Here is a 22,810-nt window from a genome sequence, read left to right as displayed (position 1 = left end):
GGGGTAAAACCCGGCAGCGGATTGTGCTAACTCCGACGGGAGCAAATCCGTGAAAGATTTATTAAAGTTTCTGAAAGCGCAGACTAAAACCGAAGAGTTTGATGCGATCAAAATTGCTCTGGCTTCGCCAGACATGATCCGTTCATGGTCTTTCGGTGAAGTTAAAAAGCCGGAAACCATCAACTACCGTACGTTCAAACCAGAACGTGACGGCCTTTTCTGCGCCCGTATCTTTGGGCCGGTAAAAGATTACGAGTGCCTGTGCGGTAAGTACAAGCGCCTGAAACACCGTGGCGTCATCTGTGAGAAGTGCGGCGTTGAAGTGACCCAGACTAAAGTACGCCGTGAGCGTATGGGCCACATCGAACTGGCTTCCCCGACTGCGCACATCTGGTTCCTGAAATCGCTGCCGTCCCGTATCGGCCTGCTGCTCGATATGCCGCTGCGCGATATCGAACGCGTACTGTACTTTGAATCCTATGTGGTTATTGAAGGCGGTATGACCAACCTGGAGCGTCAGCAGATCCTGACTGAAGAGCAGTATCTGGACGCGCTGGAAGAGTTCGGTGACGAATTCGACGCGAAGATGGGTGCGGAAGCAATTCAGGCTCTGCTGAAGAGCATGGATCTGGAGCAAGAGTGCGAGCAGCTGCGTGAAGAGCTGAACGAAACCAACTCCGAAACCAAGCGTAAAAAGCTGACCAAGCGTATCAAACTGCTGGAAGCGTTCGTTCAGTCTGGTAACAAACCAGAGTGGATGATCCTGACCGTTCTGCCGGTACTGCCGCCAGATCTGCGTCCGCTGGTTCCGCTGGATGGTGGTCGTTTCGCGACTTCTGACCTGAACGATCTGTATCGTCGCGTCATTAACCGTAACAACCGTCTGAAACGTCTGCTGGATCTGGCTGCGCCGGACATCATCGTACGTAACGAAAAACGTATGCTGCAGGAAGCGGTTGACGCCCTGTTGGATAACGGTCGTCGCGGTCGTGCGATCACCGGCTCTAACAAGCGTCCTCTGAAATCTTTGGCCGACATGATCAAAGGTAAACAGGGTCGTTTCCGTCAGAACCTGCTCGGTAAGCGTGTTGACTACTCCGGTCGTTCTGTAATCACCGTAGGTCCATACCTGCGTCTGCATCAGTGCGGTCTGCCGAAGAAAATGGCACTGGAGCTGTTCAAACCGTTCATCTACGGCAAGCTGGAACTGCGTGGTCTTGCTACCACCATTAAAGCTGCGAAGAAAATGGTTGAGCGCGAAGAAGCTGTCGTTTGGGATATCCTGGACGAAGTTATCCGCGAACACCCGGTACTGCTGAACCGTGCACCGACTCTGCACCGCCTGGGTATCCAGGCATTTGAACCGGTACTGATCGAAGGTAAAGCTATCCAGCTGCACCCGCTGGTTTGTGCGGCATATAACGCCGACTTCGATGGTGACCAGATGGCAGTTCACGTACCGCTGACGCTGGAAGCCCAGCTGGAAGCGCGTGCGCTGATGATGTCTACCAACAACATCCTGTCCCCGGCGAACGGCGAACCAATCATCGTTCCGTCTCAGGACGTTGTACTGGGTCTGTACTACATGACCCGTGACTGTGTTAACGCCAAAGGCGAAGGCATGGTGCTGACTGGCCCGAAAGAAGCAGAACGTCTGTATCGCTCTGGTCTGGCTTCTCTGCATGCGCGCGTTAAAGTGCGTATCACCGAGTATGAAAAAGATGCTAACGGTGAATTAGTAGCGAAAACCAGCCTGAAAGACACGACTGTTGGCCGTGCCATTCTGTGGATGATTGTACCGAAAGGTCTGCCTTACTCCATCGTCAACCAGGCGCTGGGTAAAAAAGCAATCTCCAAAATGCTGAACACCTGCTACCGCATTCTCGGTCTGAAACCGACCGTTATTTTTGCGGACCAGATCATGTACACCGGCTTCGCCTATGCAGCGCGTTCTGGTGCATCTGTTGGTATCGATGACATGGTCATCCCGGAGAAGAAACACGAAATCATCTCCGAGGCAGAAGCAGAAGTTGCTGAAATTCAGGAGCAGTTCCAGTCTGGTCTGGTAACTGCGGGCGAACGCTACAACAAAGTTATCGATATCTGGGCTGCGGCGAACGATCGTGTATCCAAAGCGATGATGGATAACCTGCAAACTGAAACCGTGATTAACCGTGACGGTCAGGAAGAGAAGCAGGTTTCCTTCAACAGCATCTACATGATGGCCGACTCCGGTGCGCGTGGTTCTGCGGCACAGATTCGTCAGCTTGCTGGTATGCGTGGTCTGATGGCGAAGCCGGATGGCTCCATCATCGAAACGCCAATCACCGCGAACTTCCGTGAAGGTCTGAACGTACTCCAGTACTTCATCTCCACCCACGGTGCGCGTAAAGGTCTGGCGGATACCGCACTGAAAACTGCGAACTCCGGTTACCTGACTCGTCGTCTGGTTGACGTGGCGCAGGACCTGGTGGTTACCGAAGACGATTGTGGTACTCATGAAGGTATCATGATGACTCCGGTTATCGAAGGTGGTGACGTTAAAGAGCCGCTGCGCGATCGCGTACTGGGTCGTGTAACTGCTGAAGACGTTCTGAAGCCGGGTACTGCTGATATCCTCGTTCCGCGCAACACGCTGCTGCACGAACAGTGGTGTGACCTGCTGGAAGAGAACTCTGTCGACGCGGTTAAAGTACGTTCTGTTGTATCTTGTGACACCGACTTTGGTGTATGTGCGCACTGCTACGGTCGTGACCTGGCGCGTGGCCACATCATTAACAAAGGTGAAGCAATCGGTGTTATCGCGGCACAGTCCATCGGTGAACCGGGTACACAGCTGACCATGCGTACGTTCCACATCGGTGGTGCGGCATCACGTGCGGCTGCTGAATCCAGCATCCAGGTGAAAAACAAAGGTAGCATCAAGCTCAGCAACGTGAAGTCGGTTGTGAACTCCAGCGGTAAACTGGTTATCACTTCCCGTAACACCGAACTGAAACTGATCGACGAATTCGGTCGTACCAAAGAAAGCTACAAAGTACCTTACGGTGCGGTACTGGCGAAAGGCGATGGCGAACAGGTTGCTGGCGGCGAAACCGTTGCAAACTGGGACCCGCACACCATGCCGGTTATCACCGAAGTAAGCGGTTTTGTACGCTTTACTGACATGATTGACGGCCAGACCATTACTCGCCAGACCGACGAACTGACCGGTCTGTCTTCGCTGGTAGTTCTGGATTCCGCAGAACGTACCGCAGGTGGTAAAGATCTGCGTCCGGCACTGAAAATCGTTGATGCTCAGGGTAACGACGTTCTGATCCCGGGTACCGATATGCCTGCGCAGTACTTCCTGCCAGGTAAAGCGATTGTTCAGCTGGAAGATGGCGTACAGATCAGCTCTGGTGACACCCTGGCGCGTATTCCGCAGGAATCCGGCGGTACCAAGGACATCACCGGTGGTCTGCCGCGCGTTGCGGACCTGTTCGAAGCACGTCGTCCGAAAGAGCCGGCAATCCTGGCTGAAATCAGTGGTATCGTTTCCTTCGGCAAAGAAACCAAAGGTAAACGTCGTCTGGTTATCACCCCGGTAGACGGTAGCGATCCGTACGAAGAGATGATTCCGAAATGGCGTCAGCTCAACGTGTTCGAAGGTGAACGTGTAGAACGTGGTGACGTAATTTCCGATGGTCCGGAAGCGCCGCACGACATTCTGCGTCTGCGTGGTGTTCATGCTGTTACTCGTTACATCGTTAACGAAGTACAGGACGTATACCGTCTGCAGGGCGTTAAGATTAACGATAAACACATCGAAGTTATCGTTCGTCAGATGCTGCGTAAAGCTACCATCGTTAACGCGGGCAGCTCCGACTTCCTGGAAGGCGAACAGGTTGAATACTCTCGCGTCAAGATCGCAAACCGCGAACTGGAAGCGAACGGTAAAGTGGGTGCAACTTACTCCCGCGATCTGCTGGGTATCACCAAAGCGTCTCTGGCAACCGAGTCCTTCATCTCCGCGGCATCGTTCCAGGAGACCACTCGCGTGCTGACCGAAGCAGCCGTTGCGGGCAAACGCGACGAATTGCGCGGCCTGAAAGAGAACGTTATCGTGGGTCGTCTGATCCCGGCAGGTACTGGTTACGCGTACCACCAGGATCGTATGCGTCGCCGTGCTGCGGGTGAAGCTCCGGCTGCACCGCAGGTGACTGCAGAAGACGCATCTGCCAGCCTGGCAGAACTGCTGAACGCAGGTCTGGGCGGTTCTGATAACGAGTAATCGTTAATCCGCAATAACGTAAAAACCCGCTTCGGCGGGTTTTTTTATGGGGGTAGTTTAGGGAAAGAGCATTTGTCAGAATATTTAATGAATTTCTGGATACTCATAATCAATGTAGAGATGACTAATATCCTGAAACTGACTGAACTAATTGAGTCAAGCTCGGCAAGAATTCGATACTATTCCTGTGTGACTTTCTTAAGGAACGATAATGAAACAGGAAGTGGAGAAGTGGCGACCTTTTGGACATCCGGATGGTGATATTCGTGATTTATCATTTCTTGATGCTCATCAGGCTGTCTACGTTCAGCATCATGAGGGCAAAGAGCCTTTAGAGTATCGCTTCTGGGTTACCTACTCTCTTCACTGCTTCACAAAAGATTATGAACATCAGACTAACGAAGAAAAACAATCGTTAATGTACCACGCGCCTAAAGAATCTCGTCCCTTCTGCCAGCACCGTTATAACTTAGCGCGCATACACTTAAAAAGAACCATTTTGGCGCTGCCAGAAAGCAACGTTATTCATGCTGGGTATGGTAGCTATGCCGTGATTGAAGTGGATTTAAACGGAGGAGACAAGGCATTTTACTTTGTTGCGTTCAGGGCTTTCAGGGAAAAGAAAAAACTTCGTTTGCATGTAACTAGCGCTTATCCCATTTCTGAAAAACAGAAAGGTAAATCAGTGAAATTTTTCACCATTGCCAACAACTTATTGAGAAATAAGCAGCTTCCTCAGCCCTCAAAATAACAAAACCCACCTTAAGGTGGGTTTCGCCAGAGAATTATCTCTGGTATTCAGAACGCCATTACCGGACTTTGCCTTGACCTTGCGATAATCGCAGGTTGCGGGATGTCTGAATTTCTTCAGTCTGCTGCATCCTGGAAGATGAGAACATGTGTTCTTATTTTCGTCTCTATCATAGTTGAGTATTTACTCTCTTACAATCAGATCTCTTTCATTGCTCAACAGGCGATGGCTTCAGACTTTGCATTACGGAATTTTTAAGAAAGGCAGGGCGAAACGAGGAAGAAGCTTTTCGCCCTGGACAACATTCCTGCTGACGGCACTACCATAAAAAAACGCAACGCTTTCAACAACCTTGCGTTTTTCATCTTCCGTAGCGGCTCGGAATAAATTTACGTTCTTACATTCTGTCTCATGGCCTTTGCGAGGCGCGTCCCAGAAAGCTGTCCCAGTCTTTCCATACCGGCTGCAAACCCTGAGCAGTTAACGCGGCAGCAACCGCTTCAGGTCTGCGATCGTCGTGTGGTGAGAACTGTTCCAGCTCGGGGTGATTGTCGGCATAGCCACCTGGCTGCGTTTTCGAAAAAGCGCTGACGTTATTAATTGCCAGCGGAATAACGCGATCGCGAAACCACGGTGATTCCCGCGTGGAGAGTGACAGTTCAATCTCCGGTGCAAGCAGCCGGAAGGCGCAGATGGTTTGCACTAACTGGCGTTCATCCATAATCGACGCAGGCTCAATGCCGCCAGTACATGGACGCAGGCGTGGGAAGGAGACAGAGTAGCGGCTTTGCCAGTAATGCTGTTGCAGCCATAGCAAATGTTCTGCAACCATATAGCAGTCAACGCGCCAGCTGTCGGAAAGGCCAATTAGCGCGCCGAGGCCTATCTTATCAATCCCCGCACGGCCCAGCCGATCCGGCGTTTCCAGCCGCCAGAAGAAGTCCTGTTTTTTGCCTTTCAGATGATGGCGGGCATAAGTCGCCTCGTGATATGTCTCCTGATAAACCATCACGCCATCCAGACCAAGTTGCTTTAACTCGGCGTATTCCGTCTCCGCCAGCGGCTGTACTTCCATCTGTAGTGAAGAGAACTGTTCACGCAGGGCAGGGAGATGACGACGAAAGTAATCCATCCCCACTTTCGCCTGATGTTCACCAGTGACTAAAAGCAGATGTTCAAAGCCCATCTCCCGTATAGCGGCGCTTTCCCTGGCAATATCCGCTTCATCCAGCGTTTTGCGCTTGATGCGGTTGCTCATAGAGAATCCGCAGTACGTGCAGTCGTTAGCACAAAGATTGGAAAGATAAAGCGGGACGTAGAAGCTAACAGTGTTGCCAAATCGTTGACGGGTCAGACGCTGCGCCCGTTGGGCCAGTGGTTCCAGATAGCCACTGGCGGCTGGCGATAACAGCGCCATCATATCGTCGCGGGTGAGTTGCGAGGCATTTAGCGCCCGCTCTACGTCAGCAGCCGTTTTGCTGTTGATACGCAGGCGGATGTCGTCCCAGTCCAGTTGTCGCCAGCGATCGCTGAAGGTTTTCATGCCGATGCCTCCAGAAATCCGGTCAGCGGGCTGGTGGCATGAGCAAAATGACTGCGGCTGCCCGGTCCGGACTGACGTGCCAGCAGGCCTGCTTCTACTGCCAGACGAAATGCCTTCGCCATGTTGACGGGATCGTCCGCGACGGCAATCGCCGTATTCACTAACACCGCGTCGGCCCCCATTTCCAGCGCCTGCGCGGCATGGCTGGGAACGCCGATGCCAGCATCGACAACCACCGGAACAGTGGCCTGCTGGATAATAATCTCCAGCATGGCACGGGTTTCCAGTCCCTGATTCGAACCAATCGGCGCGCCGAGCGGCATCACCGCTGCACTGCCCACTTCTTCCAGACGTTTGCACAATACCGGATCGGCCCCGCAGTAAGGCAGCACGACAAATCCCTGTTGTACCAGTGTTTCGGCGGCTTTCAGAGTTTCGATGGGATCGGGCAACAGCCAGCGGGCGTCAGGGTGAATCTCTAATTTTAGCCAGTTTGTGCCTAATGCTTCACGTGCCAGATGGGCGGCGAAAATGGCTTCTTCCGCTGTTTTCGCCCCGGAAGTATTCGGCAGCAGGGTCACACCCGCCGCGATAAGCGGTTCGAGGATAGCATCGTTGTGCTGGCGCAAGTCGACACGTTTCATCGCCAGTGTCACCAGCTGGCTGCCGGAAGCGCGGATCGCCTCCACCATCAGTTGTGAAGAAGCGAATTTCCCTGTGCCGGTAAACAGATGTGAATCAAACGTTTTGTCCGCAATACGTAACATCTCAACCCCCTGCAATAACCTGAAAAAGCAGGATCTGGTCACCATCCTGCACGATATGTTGTGCCCATTGCTCACGCGGGACGATTTGCTGATTAATCGCCAGAGCCGCGCCCGCTTGTCGTTGGTCGAGTTGCTCCAGCAGCTCGTGAACAGTTTGCCCGGCGGCGCACTGCATCGGTTGATCGTTAAACAGGATCTGCATTGCTTCCTCCGCATACCGGGCAACCACTGGCGCGGCGCAACGCCAGGCTGCGCCACTGGCTAGACTTACCGTCGAACAGTCGGAGTTCTCCCGCAGGCGTCTCTATACCGCTTAACAACTTAATGGCTTCCAGTGCCTGCAAAGTGCCCATAACCCCGACCACCGGGCCAACCACGCCCGCCGTGCGGCAGTTGCGTTCAGGCTCCTGGTTATCTGGCCACAGGCAGCGGTAACACCCCTGCTCCCAGGGCGGCGTCAGTACCATCAACTGACCGCCAAATCCGACCGCGCTGGCGGTGATAAGCGGCGTGTTGAGTGCCACGCAGGCGGTATTAATCTCCTGACGAGTCGCCATATTGTCGGTACAGTCGAGCACCACATCGGCCCGTGCTACCGCATCTTTTAACGCCTCACCCGTTAACCGTTGTTGTAGTGCCGTCAGTTGAATGTCGGGATTCAACTGTGTCAGTCGCTGATGGCTGACCTGCGATTTCGGGCGATCGATATCTTCAGTGGTAAAGAGGATTTGTCGTTGCAGATTGCTTAAATGCACATCGTCGTCATCTGCCAGTACCAGCGTCCCGACGCCAGCGCCCGCCAGGTATAGCGCAGCAGGTGTACCCAGCCCGCCAAGACCGATAATCAGCACCTGGCTGTCGAGCAGTTTTTGCTGCCCGTCAAGAGCGATATCGTCGAGCAGGATTTGGCGGCTATAACGCATAAAATCACGGTCATTCATCGCCAACTCCTGCAATTTCCAGCAACTGTGCCGTTGCCAAACGCCAGTCTGCGGCTTGAGTAATGGCGCTGACAACGGCGATACTGCCGACACCCGTCGCCATTACCGCTGGCGCGCGCGGCAGACTGATACCGCCAATCGCCACGGTGGGATAATCCGCCAGGCGCTCAACATGCCGTGCCAGCTGTTCCAGCCCCTGCGGTGCAGAAGGCATCTGTTTGGTTTGCGTCGGGAACACATGTCCCAGCGCGATATAAGAAGGACGTGCCGCCAGCGCGACGTCGATTTCCATATCGTCATGGGTCGAAACGCCCAGCCGCAGACCAGCCGCACGGATGGCGCTGAGATCGGTGGCTTGCAAATCTTCCTGCCCCAAATGGACGCCATACGCCTGATGCTTGATCGCCAGCCACCAGTAATCGTTGATAAACAATCGCGCGTTATAGCGGCGGCCCAGTGCAATTGCCGCCACGACATCGGCTTCCACCTCTTCATCGCGCCGATCTTTGATGCGTAGCTGGAGAGTACGCACGCCTGCATCCAACAGACGTTCGATCCACTGTACGCTGTCCACCACCGGGTACAGTCCTAAACGAAAAGGTACAGGAGGAAAATCAGGCTGATACATCACGCTTCCTCCTTACGCAGGTAGATTTCTCCGCCTCTGGCGCGGAAGTTCTCCGACATATCCGCCATTCCCACTTCAATGGTTTGCGCGGCAGCGTAATCACGCACTTCCTGGCTGATTTTCATCGAGCAGAATTTCGGTCCACACATGGAGCAAAAATGGGCGACTTTACCGGACTCTTGCGGCAGGGTTTCATCGTGATAAGCGCGGGCAGTAAACGGGTCGAGGGCCAGATTAAACTGGTCTTCCCAGCGAAATTCGAAGCGGGCTTTCGACATGGCGTTATCGCGAATTTGCGCGCCCGGATGCCCTTTCGCCAGGTCAGCGGCGTGGGCGGCAATCTTATAGGTGATAAGCCCCTGCTTAACATCTTCTTTATTAGGCAGACCCAGATGCTCTTTTGGCGTTACGTAACAGAGCATCGCGCAGCCAAACCAGCCAATCATCGCCGCACCAATCCCCGACGTGAAGTGGTCATAACCCGGCGCGATATCGGTAGTTAGCGGCCCCAGAGTGTAAAACGGCGCTTCGTGGCAGTGCTCTAACTCCTCGGTCATATTGCGGCGGATCATCTGCATCGGCACGTGGCCTGGGCCTTCAATCATCACCTGTACGCCATATTCCCAGGCGATTTTGGTCAGTTCACCCAGCGTATGCAGCTCGGCAAATTGCGCTTCATCGTTGGCGTCCTGAACAGAACCGGGGCGCAGGCCGTCGCCCAGCGACAGCGAAACGTCATAAGCGGCACAGATTTCACAAATTTCGCGGAAGTGTTGATAGAGGAAATTTTCCTGATGATGGGAGAGGCACCATTTCGCCATAATCGAACCGCCGCGAGAGACGATACCGGTCAGGCGTTTCGCGGTCATCGGCACATAGCGCAGCAGTACGCCCGCATGGATAGTGAAGTAATCCACACCTTGCTCGGCCTGTTCCAGCAGCGTGTCGCGGAACGCTTCCCAGGTAAGATCTTCGGCGATCCCGTTAACCTTCTCCAGCGCCTGGTAGATCGGCACTGTACCGATCGGCACCGGGCTGTTACGCAAAATCCACTCGCGGGTTTCGTGAATATAGCGACCGGTGGAGAGATCCATCACCGTATCCGCTCCCCAGCGCGTGGACCATACCAGCTTTTCCACTTCTTCTTCGATGGAAGAGGTGACCGCCGAGTTGCCGATATTGGCGTTAACTTTTACCAGGAAGTTACGGCCAATAATCATCGGCTCCGATTCCGGATGATTAATGTTGGCCGGGATAATCGCACGTCCGGCAGCAACTTCATCACGGACAAATTCCGCGGTGATATTTTCCGGCAGATGTGCGCCAAAGCTCATTCCCGGATGCTGGTGGCGTAAAATTTCGCTACGTATGCGCTCGCGGCCCATATTCTCGCGGATGGCGATGAATTCCATTTCCGGTGTGATGATGCCCTGGCGGGCGTAGTGCAGTTGGGTGACGCGGCGTCCTGCTTTGGCGCGTTTTGGTGTTAGTACGCCGCTAAAACGCAGCTCGTCGAGGCCATCATCTGCCAGCCGCGCTTTAGTGTAATCGGAACTGCGTACGGTAAGTTCTTCGGTATCGCCGCGCGCATCGATCCACGGCTGACGTAGTTTTGCCAGCCCTTGCTGCACGTTAATGGCGATCTGTGGATCGCCATACGGACCGGAGGTGTCGTAGACCGGAATCGCTTCGTTTTCTTCGTACTGCGGCTGTTCTTTGCTGCCGCCAATTAGCGTCGGGCTAAGCTGGATCTCACGCATCGGCACGCGCACGCCGGGGTGTGTGCCAGTGATGTAAATGCGTTTTGAGTTGGGAAAGGCGGTGCCTTCCAGGGTGTCGATAAAATGTTGGGCCTGGGCGCGTTGTTCGCGGCGGGTCAGTTTTGTTGCAGACATAGCTCATTCCAAAAAGTTAAGGACGTGGCTTGTCAGACGACGGATGAAGCAAGAGACGATCGCCGCAAAGGCGATGCGATAGCAGATTAACTCTTGTTCCCTTCGCAGGTATTAGCCTGATCAGGTTCCGCGGATCCCGAATAAACGGTCTCAGCCAGTTAAGGCACTCCGACAAGAAATTAGCCCCACAAACGGGGCGTTGAATGTAAATTACGCGTTAACAGCACAGAACTCAAGCAGGATGTTTGACGCGGGCGGCGTCAAGCACCAGCAGAATCAGCTTATCTTCCAGCACAAAGCGCGCTTCCAGCGCCTCGCCGATGTCAGATAAAACCTGTTGAAACTCAAGGTAATTATCATGATCGATGGCGGTTTCCAGGCTGGAATCGTAGTAATCCATAATCTGTTGAGTATTGGCTTCAAGTTGCGGCCAAATCTTCGCGGCGCGCGCGAGTTGCCCGTTGCCTTCCAGCTTATGAAGAATGCGCTCATAAATACTGAAATGCCCGGCAGACAAGTAATCGACCAGGCTCTGACAAAAATCATCAAGGGCTTTTTCGTTTAGCCTCATGTACGATTCTTTGCCAGGCTTAATGCCAACCAGATTGTAGTAAGCCACGAGCAGATGCTTACGTACATGTAGCCAGCGATCAACCAGTTTGTTACTTCCTCTGACGCGTTCCGTCAGGTTATCGAGCTGGTTAAGCATGATTGACTCCGCAAGTTTGTATTCAAAAACTGCTCAGTGAGAAATGTAAAAACCATGTTAAACATGCCAGTGATGCAAAGGTAGTGCAAGAGCTATGGATCGTATAATTGAAAAATTAGATCACGGCTGGTGGGTCGTCAGCCATGAACAAAAATTATGGTTGCCGAAGGGAGAATTGCCATATGGCGAAGCGGCAAATTTCGATCTTGTGGGTCAGCGCGCACTACAAATCGGCGAATGGCAGGGGGAACCTGTTTGGTTAGTACAACAGCAGCGGCGTCACGATATGGGGTCGGTACGTCAGGTCATTGATCTCGATGTTGGGCTGTTTCAACTGGCCGGACGAGGCGTACAACTGGCGGAGTTTTACCGATCGCATAAATACTGTGGTTACTGCGGGCATGAAATGTATCCAAGCAAAACCGAATGGGCGATGCTGTGCAGTCATTGCCGTGAGCGTTACTATCCGCAAATCGCCCCCTGCATTATTGTTGCCATCCGTCGCGATGATTCGATCCTCCTCGCCCAGCATACCCGCCATCGTAACGGTGTCCATACGGTACTTGCCGGATTCGTCGAAGTGGGCGAAACCCTCGAGCAGGCGGTCGCGCGGGAAGTGATGGAAGAGAGCGGAATTAAAGTTAAAAACTTGCGTTATGTGACTTCCCAGCCGTGGCCGTTTCCTCAGTCTTTAATGACCGCGTTTATGGCGGAATACGACAGCGGCGACATCGTGATCGACCCGAAAGAATTGCTCGAGGCGAACTGGTATCGCTATGACGATTTGCCGTTACTCCCGCCGCCCGGCACCGTAGCGCGCCGTCTGATAGAAGATACGGTGGCGATGTGTCGGGCAGAGTATGAGTGATGATACACTGACCGCCTGACGCACTAAGGAACAGCCAAAATGACCGAACTTAAAAACGATCGTTATCTGCGGGCGCTGCTGCGCCAGCCCGTTGATGTCACTCCAGTATGGATGATGCGCCAGGCGGGTCGCTATCTACCGGAATATAAAGCCACGCGCGCCCAGGCGGGCGATTTTATGTCGCTGTGCAAAAACGCCGAGCTGGCGTGCGAAGTGACTTTGCAACCGCTGCGTCGCTATCCGCTGGATGCGGCGATCCTCTTTTCCGATATCCTCACCGTGCCGGACGCGATGGGGTTAGGGCTCTATTTTGAAGCCGGAGAAGGTCCGCGTTTTACCTCGCCAGTCACCTGCAAAGCCGACGTCGATAAACTGCCAATTCCGGACCCGGAAGATGAGCTGGGTTACGTGATGAACGCGGTGCGTACCATTCGTCGCGAACTGAAAGGCGAAGTGCCGCTGATTGGTTTTTCCGGCAGCCCGTGGACGCTGGCGACCTATATGGTGGAAGGCGGCAGCAGCAAAGCGTTCACCGTGATCAAAAAAATGATGTATGCCGATCCACAGGCGCTGCACGCGCTACTCGATAAACTGGCGAAAAGCGTCACTTTGTATCTGAATGCGCAGATTAAAGCCGGTGCTCAGGCTGTGATGATTTTCGACACCTGGGGCGGCGTGCTTACCGGGCGCGATTATCAACAGTTCTCGCTCTATTACATGCATAAAATTGTTGATGGTTTACTGCGTGAAAACGACGGTCGCCGCGTACCGGTCACGCTGTTTACCAAAGGCGGCGGACAGTGGCTGGAAGCGATGGCAGAAACCGGTTGCGATGCGCTGGGCCTCGACTGGACAACGGACATCGCCGATGCGCGCCGCCGCGTGGGCAATAAAGTCGCGTTGCAGGGCAATATGGATCCGTCGATGCTGTACGCGCCGCCAGCCCGCATTGAAGAAGAAGTAGCGACTATACTTGCAGGTTTCGGTCACGGTGAAGGTCATGTCTTTAACCTTGGTCACGGCATTCATCAGGATGTGCCGCCAGAACATGCTGGCGTGTTTGTGGAGGCAGTGCATCGGTTATCTGAACAGTATCACCGCTAAGAGCCTGGTCCATCAGGCTATTTTATTTGCCATTTTGAGGCCGGGCAGTGCTCAAAATCCTCACGTACTACGTGTACGCTCCGGTTTTTCCGCGCTGTCCGGCCTCAAACTGCCTTCAACAATTACGCCTGGTGGACCAGGCTCTAAGGAGCGATTATGGATCTCGCGTCATTACGCGCTCAACAAATTGAACTGGCTTCTTCTGTGATCCGCGAGGATCGACTCGATAAAGATCCGCCGGATCTGATCGCCGGAGCCGATGTCGGATTTGAGCAGGGCGGAGAAGTGACGCGAGCGGCGATGGTGCTGCTGAAATACCCCACGCTTGAGCTGGTGGAGTATAAAGTGGCCCGCATCGCCACCACCATGCCTTACATTCCAGGTTTTCTTTCCTTCCGCGAATATCCTGCGCTGCTGGCAGCGTGGGAGATGCTGTCGCAAAAACCTGATTTAGTGTTTGTCGATGGTCATGGGATCTCGCATCCTCGCCGTCTTGGCGTCGCCAGCCATTTTGGTTTGCTGGTGGATGTGCCAACGATAGGCGTAGCGAAAAAACGTCTCTGCGGTAAATTCGAACCGCTCTCCAGCGAACCGGGCGCGCTGGCCCCACTGATGGATAAAGGCGAGCAGCTGGCCTGGGTCTGGCGCAGCAAAGCGCGCTGTAACCCGTTGTTTATCGCTACCGGTCATCGGGTCAGCGTGGACAGCGCGCTAGCGTGGGTACAACGCTGCATGAAAGGCTATCGTCTGCCGGAGCCAACGCGCTGGGCGGACGCGGTGGCCTCGGAACGTCCGGCGTTCGTGCGCTATACAGCAAATCAGCCCTAATTCAGGTAAACTGCGGATAATTTCCGTATTTGAGAACTCAACATGTTACAAAACCCAATTCATCTGCGTCTGGAGCGCCTGGAAAGCTGGCAGCACGTCACTTTTATGGCCTGCTTATGCGAACGCATGTACCCTAATTACGCCGTATTCTGTCAGCAAACTGGTTTTAGTGATGGGCAGATTTACCGCCGCATTCTCGATCTCATCTGGGAAACGCTGACCGTCAAAGACGCAAAAGTAAATTTCGACAGCCAACTGGAGAAATTTGAAGAAGCGATTCCTTCAGCCGACGATTTCGATCTGTACGGCGTTTATCCGGCAATCGATGCATGCGTGGCGTTAAGTGAACTGGTCCATTCGCGTTTGAGTGGTGAAACGCTCGAACACGCGGTGGAAGTGAGTAAGACCTCCATCACGACCGTTGCGATGCTGGAAATGACTCAGGCTGGTCGCGAAATGAGCGATGAAGAGCTCAAAGAAAACCCAGCTGTAGAGCAAGAATGGGACATTCAGTGGGAAATATTCCGACTTTTAGCTGAGTGCGAAGAACGCGATATCGAGCTGATAAAAGGCCTTAGGGCAGACCTGCGTGAGGCGGGCGAGAGCAATATTGGTATAATTTTTCAGCAATAAGACCAGAAAACGTGATTTAACGCCTGATTTGTCGTACCTGGAGTCTTCCCTTTCGCCCCCCGTCTGGTCTACATTTGGGGGGCGAAAAAAAGTGGCTATCGGTGCGTGTATGCAGGAGAGTGCTATTCTGGCATTTCCGTCGCACTCGATGCTTAGCAAGCGATAAACACATTGTAAGGATAACTTATGAACAAGACTCAACTGATTGATGTAATTGCAGAGAAAGCAGAACTGTCCAAAACCCAGGCTAAAGCTGCTCTGGAGTCCACTCTGGCTGCAATTACTGAGTCTCTGAAAGAAGGCGATGCTGTACAACTGGTTGGTTTCGGTACCTTCAAAGTGAACCACCGCGCTGAGCGTACTGGCCGCAACCCGCAGACCGGTAAAGAAATCAAAATTGCCGCAGCTAACGTACCGGCATTTGTTTCTGGCAAGGCACTGAAAGACGCAGTTAAGTAAGATTGCGTGGCAGTGAACAGTTTTAACGAAGGGGTGGTTTCACCCCTTTTGTCTTTCTGGCGTCGATCATTGATGCTGGCAGGTGTGCTGTTTCTCACTGCCTGTAGTCACAACTCTTCACTTCCTCCCTTTACCGCCAGTGGATTTGCTGAAGACCAGGGCGCGGTACGCATCTGGCGAAAAGACAGCGGCGATAATGTGCATCTGCTTGCCGTGTTTAGCCCGTGGCGCAGTGGCGATACCACGACGCGAGAGTATCGCTGGCAGGGCGATAACCTTACGCTCATCAATATCAATGTTTACAGCAAACCGCCGGTGAACATTCGCGCGCGTTTTGACGATCGCGGCGATCTGAGCTTTATGCAACGTGAATCCGATGGGGAAAAGCAGCAGCTTTCTAACGACCAAATCGATTTATACCGTTATCGTGCTGATCAGATCCGCCAGATTAGCGATGCTTTACGTCAGGGGAGAGTCGTGCTGCGCCAGGGGCGCTGGCATGCGATGGAACAGACCGTGACCACCTGCGAAGGACAAACCATTAAACCTGATTTAGATTCGCAGGCGATAGCGCATATCGAGCGCCGCCAGAGCCGCTCTTCTGTTGATGTCAGCGTGGCATGGCTGGAAGCGCCCGAAGGTTCGCAATTACTGTTAGTGGCAAACTCTGATTTCTGTCGCTGGCAACCCAACGAGAAAACGTTCTGATTTACCAGTGGCCCATACCCATATGACCGCCACCACCGCAGCCGCCGTAGCCCATGCCCATTCCGGCTCCGCGCGGAATACCCGCTTCAGCCATCGCAATATCCCGTTTCACCCGTAACTCATCTAACGACTGACGCAAAGCCTCCATCTCTTTGGCGACCGCGTTAATTTTGCTGCTATCCGGTGGGTTCGCGGCTAACAGGGCATTGTATTCATAACGCTTCGTCACCAGTTGCTGTTGCAGTGCGCTGCTTTGAGCGTAAAAGTCATTATGGATTTTCTGCCACGCTGTTTGTTGTTCGCTGGTCAAGGGCGCGGCATTTTGTTGCCACATCCCGTGTCCGCCGTGAGCAAATGCAGATGTCGATCCCATCGCCATTGCTGAAAGCGCCATCATCACCAGGGCAATTTTCGTGTTCCGTTTCATGGTTAATCCTCCAGTGGTTGTCTTACTTTGGGTATTGCATCTTTCGTGCCAACAACGAAACGCTGATATGACGGGTAATCTGGCATGATAAACGAGTAAAAATGACTCGCCTGCTGTGGGTGGCGAGTCATTTTTACTCATTGAAACTTAAGTCTTTGTGTTACAACGCAGGGTAAGCGCTGCTAAAAGATGGCATGATTTCTGCTGTCAAAAAGGGATGAACAGGCAAAGAAGAAGATACGTTTTATGCAACGTTCAAAAGACACCTTAGCCAAATGGTTAAGCGCTATCCTCCCCGTGGTCATTGTTGGGCTGGTGGGGTTGTTTGCGGTGACAGTGATTCGCGATTATGGGCGCGAGACTGCCGCCGCCAGACAAACGCTGCTGGAAAAAGGCAGTGTACTTATCCGTGCTCTCGAATCCGGCTCGCGCGTCGGCATGGGGATGCGCATGCATCATGCGCAGCAGCAGGCATTACTGGAAGAAATGGCCGGGCAGCCTGGTGTACGTTGGTTTGCGGTCACGGATGAACAAGGAACAATCGTGATGCATAGCAACTCCGGCATGGTGGGAAAACAGCTTTATTCCCCGCAGAAAATGCAGCAGTTACATCCGGGAGATGAAGAAGCGTGGCGGCGGATCGATAGCGCAGACGGCGAGCCTGTTCTGGAAATTTATCGCCAGTTTCAACCGATGTTTGCTGCTGGAATGCACCGGATGCGCCATATGCAGCAGTATGCCGCGACACCACAAGCAATTTTTATCGCTTTCGACGCCAGTAACATTGTGAGTGCTGAGGATCGTGAGCAGAGAAATACCCTGATTATCCTCTTCGCTCTGGCGACGGTCTTGCTGGCAAGCGTGTTGTCATTCTTCTGGTATCGCCGATATCTGCGCTCGCGGCAGCTATTGCAGGATGAAATGAAGCGCAAAGAGAAGCTGGTGGCGCTGGGGCATCTTGCGGCAGGTGTTGCCCACGAAATCCGTAACCCACTTTCCTCGATTAAAGGGCTGGCGAAATACTTTGCCGAACGCGCGCCAGCAGGGGGAGAAGCGCATCAACTGGCGCAGGTGATGGCGAAAGAAGCCGACCGTTTAAACCGCGTGGTAAGCGAGTTGCTGGAACTGGTTAAGCCAACGCATCTGGCTTTGCAGGCGGTGGATCTCAACACGCTGATTAACCACTCATTACAGCTGGTAAGCCAGGATGCAAACAGCCGGGAGATCCAGTTACGCTTTACCGCCAACGACACATTACCGGAAATTCAGGCCGATCCGGACAGGCTGACTCAGGTCCTGTTGAATCTCTATCTCAATGCTATTCAGGCGATTGGTCAACATGGTGTGATTAGCGTGACGGCCAGCGAAAGCGGCGCGGGCGTGAAAATCAGCGTTACCGACAGCGGTAAGGGAATTGCGGCAGATCAGCTTGAAGCCATCTTCACCCCGTATTTCACCACGAAGGCCGAAGGCACCGGACTGGGGCTGGCGGTCGTGCATAATATTGTTGAACAACACGGTGGTACAATTCAGGTCGCAAGCCAGGAGGGAAAAGGCGCAACGTTCACCCTCTGGCTTCCGGTCACTATTACGCGTAAGGACCCACAAGGATGACGCACGATAATATCGATATTCTGGTGGTGGATGATGACATTAGCCACTGCACTATTTTGCAGGCTTTACTGCGCGGCTGGGGCTATAACGTCGCGCTGGCGAACAGCGGGCGACAGGCGCTGGAGCAGGTGCGGGAACAGGTTTTTGATCTTGTGCTTTGCGATGTGCGAATGGCAGAGATGGACGGCATCGCCACGCTCAAAGAGATCAAAGCGTTAAATCCGGCAATTCCGGTACTGATTATGACCGCGTACTCCAGCGTCGAGACGGCGGTAGAGGCGTTGAAAACCGGGGCGCTGGATTATCTCATCAAGCCGCTGGATTTCGATAACCTGCAGGCGACGCTGGAAAAGGCGCTTGCGCATACGCACAGTGTTGACGCTGAAACGCCTGCGGTGTCTGCCAGCCAGTTCGGTATGGTCGGTAAAAGCCCGGCGATGCAACACCTGCTCAGTGAAATCGCACTCGTCGCGCCATCGGAAGCCACGGTGCTGATCCACGGCGATTCCGGCACCGGTAAAGAGCTGGTCGCCAGGGCGATTCACGCCAGTAGCGCACGGAGTGAAAAACCACTGGTAACGCTCAACTGTGCGGCACTCAACGAATCCTTGCTGGAATCTGAATTGTTCGGTCACGAAAAAGGGGCGTTTACCGGAGCCGACAAACGGCGGGAAGGGCGCTTTGTTGAGGCGGACGGCGGCACGCTGTTTCTCGATGAAATTGGCGATATCTCGCCGATGATGCAGGTTCGTCTGCTGCGTGCGATTCAGGAGCGCGAAGTTCAGCGTGTCGGCAGCAATCAGACTATTTCGGTTGATGTCCGGCTGATTGCGGCGACTCATCGCGATCTTGCCGCAGAGGTGAATGCCGGGCGTTTTCGCCAGGATCTCTACTATCGCCTGAACGTGGTGGCGATTGAAGTTCCGTCGCTGCGTCAGCGGCGGGAAGATATTCCTCTGCTGGCAAACCATTTTCTTCAGCGCTTTGCCGAACGCAATCGCAAGGCAGTAAAAGGTTTTACGCCCCAGGCGATGGATCTGCTGATCCACTACGACTGGCCGGGAAATATTCGTGAACTGGAAAACGCGGTGGAACGGGCGGTGGTGCTGCTGACCGGAGAATATATTTCCGAACGCGAGCTGCCGCTGGCGATTGCGAGTACGTCGATCCCGCTGGTACAAAGTCAGGATATTCAGCCGCTGGTGGAAGTCGAAAAAGAGGTGATTCTTGCGGCACTGGAGAAAACGGGCGGCAACAAAACCGAAGCCGCCCGTCAGTTAGGGATCACGCGCAAAACGCTGTTGGCAAAACTGTCGCGTTAGTTCTGCTCGCGTTCGATAGCGCGCCAGCCGATATCTTTCCGGCAGAAGCAGTCGTCCCAATGGATATCGGTCATTAAGGCATAAGCGCGTTTCTGCGCTTCTGCCACGGTATGACCCAGCGCGGTGACGCACAGTACGCGCCCGCCGCTGGTCACTACCTGCTCGTCATCCGCCAGTTTCGTGCCCGCGTGGAACACTTTGCCGCCAGCCACTTCTTCCAGCGGCAGGCCGTGGATCACGTCACCGGTGCGGTAATCCCCCGGATATCCACCCGCAGCCATCACCACGCCGAGAGAAGCGCGTTCATCCCACTCGGACGTTTTCTCGTCAAGCGTACCTTCACAGGCTGCCAGGCAGAGCTCAACCAGATCGGACTTCATGCGCAGCATAATCGGCTGGGTTTCCGGATCGCCAAAGCGGCAGTTAAATTCGATAACCTTCGGATTGCCCTGTTTGTCGATCATCAGGCCCGCGTAGAGAAAACCGGTGTAGGTGTTGCCTTCCGCTGCCATGCCTTTCACGGTTGGCCAGATGATACGTTCCATGGTGCGCTGATGAACCTCATCGGTCACCACTGGCGCAGGGGAGTAAGCCCCCATCCCGCCGGTGTTCGGCCCGGTATCTTTATCGCCTACGCGTTTGTGATCCTGGCTGGTGGCCATCGGCAGCACATGCTCACCGTCCACCATCACGATAAAGCTCGCTTCTTCGCCGTCGAGGAACTCTTCGATAACGATGCGATGCCCCGCGTCGCCAAAAGCGTTGCCCGCCAGCATATCGTGAACAGCCGCTTCCGCTTCTTCCTGCGTCATCGCCACGATAACGCCTTTCCCGGCAGCCAGACCGTCAGCTTTAATGACGATTGGCGCGCCCTTCTCACGCAGATACGCCAGCGCAGGTTCTACCTCGGTGAAGTTCTGGTATTCCGCCGTAGGGATCTGATGGCGGGCCAGGAAATCCTTGGTAAACGCTTTCGAGCCTTCCAGCTGCGCGGCACCTGCGGTTGGGCCGAAGATTTTCAGCCCGGCGGCGCGGAAGGTATCCACTACGCCTTTCACCAGCGGCGCTTCCGGGCCGACGATGGTTAGATCGATCTTTTCGTTTTGCGCGAAATCCAGCAGCGCCGGGATATCGGTTACGCCGATAGCGACGTTTTGCAGTGTGGGTTCCAGCGCAGTGCCTGCATTACCCGGAGCAACAAAAACAGTTTCAACCAGCGGCGACTGCGCCGCTTTCCAGGCCAGCGCGTGCTCGCGCCCGCCGTTACCAATCACTAATACTTTCATCTATTGCTCCATTAATGGCGGAAGTGGCGCATGTCGGTGAAGAGCATCGCAATACCGTGCTCGTCGGCGGCGGCAATCACTTCGTCATCACGGATAGAACCGCCAGGCTGGATTACACAGGTCACGCCCGCAGCGGCAGCGGCATCAATACCGTCGCGGAACGGGAAGAACGCGTCAGAAGCCATCGAGGAACCTTTCACTTCCAGGCCTTCATCGGCCGCTTTAATACCGGCGATTTTTGCGGAGTACACGCGGCTCATCTGGCCTGCGCCAATACCGATGGTCATATTGTTTTTGGCATAGACGATGGCGTTGGATTTCACGAACTTCGCCACTTTCCAGCAGAACAGCGCATCACGCAGCTCTTGTTCAGTCGGCTGACGTTTGGTGACGACGCGCAGTTCTTCCGCGCCGACCATGCCCAGATCGCGATCCTGAACCAGCAGACCGCCGTTCACGCGTTTGAAATCAAGACCCGGAACACGCTCGCCCCACTGACCGCAGGTCAGGACGCGTACGTTCTGTTTGGCGGCGGTGATTTTCAGGGCTTCTTCGCTGGCGGACGGCGCAATAATCACTTCAACAAACTGACGAGAAATGATGGCCTGCGCGGTTTCCGCATCCAGCTCGCGGTTAAAGGCGATAATGCCGCCGAATGCGGAGGTCGGGTCGGTTTTGTACGCGCGATCGTAAGCATCAAGAATGGAATTGCCGATAGCCACGCCGCAAGGGTTGGCGTGCTTCACAATCACACATGCCGGCTCGGCGAACTCTTTCACGCACTCCAGCGCCGCATCGGTGTCGGCGATGTTGTTATAAGAGAGGGCTTTACCCTGAACCTGGGTTGCGGTAGCAACGGAGGCTTCTTTCACATTCTCTTCTATATAGAAGGCAGCCTGCTGGTGGCTGTTCTCGCCGTAACGCATATCCTGCTTCTTAATGAAGTTCAGGTTCAGCGTGCGTGGGAAGCGACCGGCGGCTTCTTTGCTTTCACCGTGGTAAGCCGGAACCATGCTGCCGAAGTAGTTGGCAATCATGCTGTCGTAGGCGGCAGTGTGTTCGAAGGCTTTGATGGCGAGGTCGAAACGGGTTGCAAGCGTCAGCGATCCTTCGTTGTCATCCATCTCTTTAATAATGGCGTCGTAGTCGCTGCTCTTCACCACTATTGCGACATCTTTATGGTTCTTGGCGGCGGAGCGCACCATCGTTGGGCCGCCGATATCGATGTTCTCAACCGCATCTTCCAGCGAGCAGCCTTCACGAGCAACGGTCTGGGCGAACGGATACAGGTTAACAACCACCATATCGATAGGCTGGATCTGATGTTCTTCCATAATGGCATCGTCCTGGCCGCGACGGCCCAGAATGCCACCATGTACTTTCGGATGCAGGGTCTTCACGCGTCCATCCATCATCTCCGGGAAACCGGTGTAATCGGAAACTTCGGTTACCGGCAGACCTTTTTCTGCTAACAGACGGGCAGTGCCCCCTGTAGACAGCAGCTCCACACCGCGTGCGGAAAGTGCCTGGGCGAATTCGACGATACCGGCTTTGTCAGAAACACTGAGCAGAGCGCGGCGGACTGGACGACGTTGTTGCATGGTAAATCCCCTGGATTTGACTATTACAGAGAGCGTTAGCTGAATTTTTCGCGAAAAACTCAGCTAACGCCCCTAACGGGGCATCTTTATTTTTCGCCCGCATTGTAACGAAAACGTTTGCGCAACGCTCGCGAATTTTTCTCTTTCAATGGTGATCACAATTTTGACAGTGTTTACCGTGGGAAAAATACAGAAATTACATTGATGATTGTGGATAACTCTGTGCGTAAAAAGGTATAAAGCGGGGTTTTGCTGGGGAATGCAGCAGTCAGTCATTTTTCTGCAATTTTTCTATTGCGGCCTGCGGAGAACTCCCTATAATGCGCCTCCATCGACACGGCGGATGTGAATCACTTCACACAAACAGCCGGTTCGGTTGAAGAGAAAAATCCTGAAATTCAGGGTTGACTCTGAAAGAGGAAAGCGTAATATACGCCACCTCGCGACAGTGAG

The 22,810-nt window shown here is 53.9% G+C and carries 20 protein-coding genes and 1 riboswitch; of the genes, 10 read left to right on the top strand and 10 right to left on the bottom strand.

Translation table 11 applies throughout. From position 1 onward, the window contains the following. Nucleotides 1-49 precede the first annotated feature (49 nt). Nucleotides 50-4,273 carry a DNA-directed RNA polymerase subunit beta' gene (gene rpoC / locus ACJHX3_RS23495; protein ID WP_000653944.1) on the top strand — a complete coding sequence of 1,408 codons (4,224 nt, stop codon included), beginning with the start codon at nucleotides 50-52 and terminating at the stop codon, nucleotides 4,271-4,273. Nucleotides 4,274-4,484: 211 nt separating this feature from the next. Then, nucleotides 4,485-5,024 (top strand): heat-shock protein C, encoded by a 540-nt coding sequence (locus ACJHX3_RS23490; protein WP_001366719.1) that lies wholly within the window; start codon nucleotides 4,485-4,487, stop codon nucleotides 5,022-5,024. A gap of 409 nt (nucleotides 5,025-5,433) precedes the next feature. Here ACJHX3_RS23490 and thiH read toward each other — a convergent pair whose 3' ends face one another. From thiH to rsd, 7 genes are all read right to left on the bottom strand, one after another. Further along, entirely contained in the window at nucleotides 5,434-6,567 is a 1,134-nt protein-coding gene (gene thiH, locus ACJHX3_RS23485) for a 2-iminoacetate synthase ThiH (RefSeq protein WP_000847473.1), read from the bottom strand. After that, on the bottom strand, nucleotides 6,564-7,334 hold the full coding sequence (gene thiG, locus ACJHX3_RS23480) for a thiazole synthase (protein ID WP_000944108.1): 771 nt from the start codon (nucleotides 7,332-7,334) through the stop codon (nucleotides 6,564-6,566). The genes thiH and thiG overlap by 4 nt, the downstream gene beginning before the upstream one ends. A gap of 1 nt (nucleotide 7,335) precedes the next feature. Further along, on the bottom strand, nucleotides 7,336-7,536 hold the full coding sequence (thiS, locus tag ACJHX3_RS23475; protein WP_001166230.1) for a sulfur carrier protein ThiS: 201 nt from the start codon (nucleotides 7,534-7,536) through the stop codon (nucleotides 7,336-7,338). Then, complete coding sequence (gene thiF / locus ACJHX3_RS23470; RefSeq protein WP_000999729.1) at nucleotides 7,520-8,275, bottom strand: thiazole biosynthesis adenylyltransferase ThiF; 756 nt, start codon at nucleotides 8,273-8,275, stop codon at nucleotides 7,520-7,522. Before thiF ends, thiS begins: the two co-directional genes overlap by 17 nt. Then, a complete protein-coding gene (thiE, locus tag ACJHX3_RS23465; RefSeq protein ID WP_000284608.1) occupies nucleotides 8,268-8,903 on the bottom strand; it encodes a thiamine phosphate synthase in 636 nt (211 codons plus the stop codon). The genes thiF and thiE overlap by 8 nt, the downstream gene beginning before the upstream one ends. Continuing rightward, a complete protein-coding gene (gene thiC / locus ACJHX3_RS23460; protein ID WP_094321772.1) occupies nucleotides 8,903-10,798 on the bottom strand; it encodes a phosphomethylpyrimidine synthase ThiC in 1,896 nt (631 codons plus the stop codon). The genes thiE and thiC overlap by 1 nt, the downstream gene beginning before the upstream one ends. An 80-nt stretch (nucleotides 10,799-10,878) precedes the next feature. Next, nucleotides 10,879-10,979, bottom strand: a riboswitch (TPP riboswitch). Between the two features lie 51 nt (nucleotides 10,980-11,030). Beyond that, the gene (gene rsd, locus ACJHX3_RS23455) at nucleotides 11,031-11,507 is read right to left on the bottom strand and encodes a sigma D regulator (protein ID WP_000934302.1); all 477 of its coding nucleotides are present in this window, start codon (nucleotides 11,505-11,507) and stop codon (nucleotides 11,031-11,033) included. Between the two features lie 94 nt (nucleotides 11,508-11,601). On the opposite strand from rsd, the gene nudC reads away from it, so the two are divergent. The 6 genes from nudC (at nucleotide 11,602) to ACJHX3_RS23425 (ending at nucleotide 16,107) form a co-directional block, all read left to right on the top strand. Continuing rightward, entirely contained in the window at nucleotides 11,602-12,375 is a 774-nt protein-coding gene (nudC, locus tag ACJHX3_RS23450; RefSeq protein ID WP_000373940.1) for an NAD(+) diphosphatase, read from the top strand. A 39-nt stretch (nucleotides 12,376-12,414) separates the two neighbouring features. Further along, entirely contained in the window at nucleotides 12,415-13,479 is a 1,065-nt protein-coding gene (hemE, locus tag ACJHX3_RS23445) for a uroporphyrinogen decarboxylase (RefSeq protein ID WP_000137657.1), read from the top strand. Nucleotides 13,480-13,635: 156 nt separating this feature from the next. Next, a complete protein-coding gene (gene nfi / locus ACJHX3_RS23440; protein ID WP_000362395.1) occupies nucleotides 13,636-14,307 on the top strand; it encodes a deoxyribonuclease V in 672 nt (223 codons plus the stop codon). A gap of 42 nt (nucleotides 14,308-14,349) precedes the next feature. Then, complete coding sequence (locus ACJHX3_RS23435) at nucleotides 14,350-14,940, top strand: YjaG family protein (RefSeq protein WP_000941123.1); 591 nt, start codon at nucleotides 14,350-14,352, stop codon at nucleotides 14,938-14,940. 186 nt (nucleotides 14,941-15,126) lie between these two features. Next, complete coding sequence (gene hupA / locus ACJHX3_RS23430; protein WP_001044513.1) at nucleotides 15,127-15,399, top strand: nucleoid-associated protein HU-alpha; 273 nt, start codon at nucleotides 15,127-15,129, stop codon at nucleotides 15,397-15,399. Nucleotides 15,400-15,411: 12 nt separating this feature from the next. Beyond that, entirely contained in the window at nucleotides 15,412-16,107 is a 696-nt protein-coding gene (locus tag ACJHX3_RS23425) for a DUF1481 domain-containing protein (protein ID WP_032159285.1), read from the top strand. A 1-nt stretch (nucleotide 16,108) separates the two neighbouring features. On the opposite strand, the gene zraP is transcribed toward ACJHX3_RS23425, so the two are convergent. Beyond that, entirely contained in the window at nucleotides 16,109-16,534 is a 426-nt protein-coding gene (zraP, locus tag ACJHX3_RS23420) for a zinc resistance sensor/chaperone ZraP (protein ID WP_034173750.1), read from the bottom strand. A 237-nt stretch (nucleotides 16,535-16,771) separates the two neighbouring features. Here zraP and zraS point away from each other — a divergent pair, with 237 nt between their 5' ends. Both zraS and zraR read left to right on the top strand, forming a co-directional pair. Continuing rightward, nucleotides 16,772-18,148, top strand: a complete 1,377-nt coding sequence (gene zraS / locus ACJHX3_RS23415) for a two-component system sensor histidine kinase ZraS (RefSeq protein WP_094308521.1) — start codon at nucleotides 16,772-16,774, stop codon at nucleotides 18,146-18,148. Beyond that, nucleotides 18,145-19,470: a sigma-54-dependent response regulator transcription factor ZraR gene (gene zraR, locus ACJHX3_RS23410; protein ID WP_000148525.1), complete on the top strand. Its 1,326-nt coding sequence runs from the start codon at nucleotides 18,145-18,147 to the stop codon at nucleotides 19,468-19,470. The genes zraS and zraR overlap by 4 nt, the downstream gene beginning before the upstream one ends. Here the strand turns inward: zraR and purD are convergent. Together purD and purH are read right to left on the bottom strand one after the other, a co-directional pair. Next, a complete protein-coding gene (gene purD, locus ACJHX3_RS23405; protein WP_000866858.1) occupies nucleotides 19,467-20,756 on the bottom strand; it encodes a phosphoribosylamine--glycine ligase in 1,290 nt (429 codons plus the stop codon). The two genes, zraR and purD, sit on opposite strands and share 4 nt — an antisense overlap. A gap of 11 nt (nucleotides 20,757-20,767) precedes the next feature. Continuing rightward, a complete protein-coding gene (gene purH / locus ACJHX3_RS23400) occupies nucleotides 20,768-22,357 on the bottom strand; it encodes a bifunctional phosphoribosylaminoimidazolecarboxamide formyltransferase/IMP cyclohydrolase (protein ID WP_001187564.1) in 1,590 nt (529 codons plus the stop codon). Between the last annotated feature and the right edge of the window lie 453 nt (nucleotides 22,358-22,810).

Source organism: Escherichia sp. WS1265 (genome assembly GCF_046487585.1).
Classification (GTDB): Bacteria; Pseudomonadota; Gammaproteobacteria; order Enterobacterales; family Enterobacteriaceae; genus Escherichia; species Escherichia coli.
The sequence above is the reverse complement of the archived record's forward strand: the minus strand, read 5'-3'. Positions and strand labels throughout refer to the sequence as shown.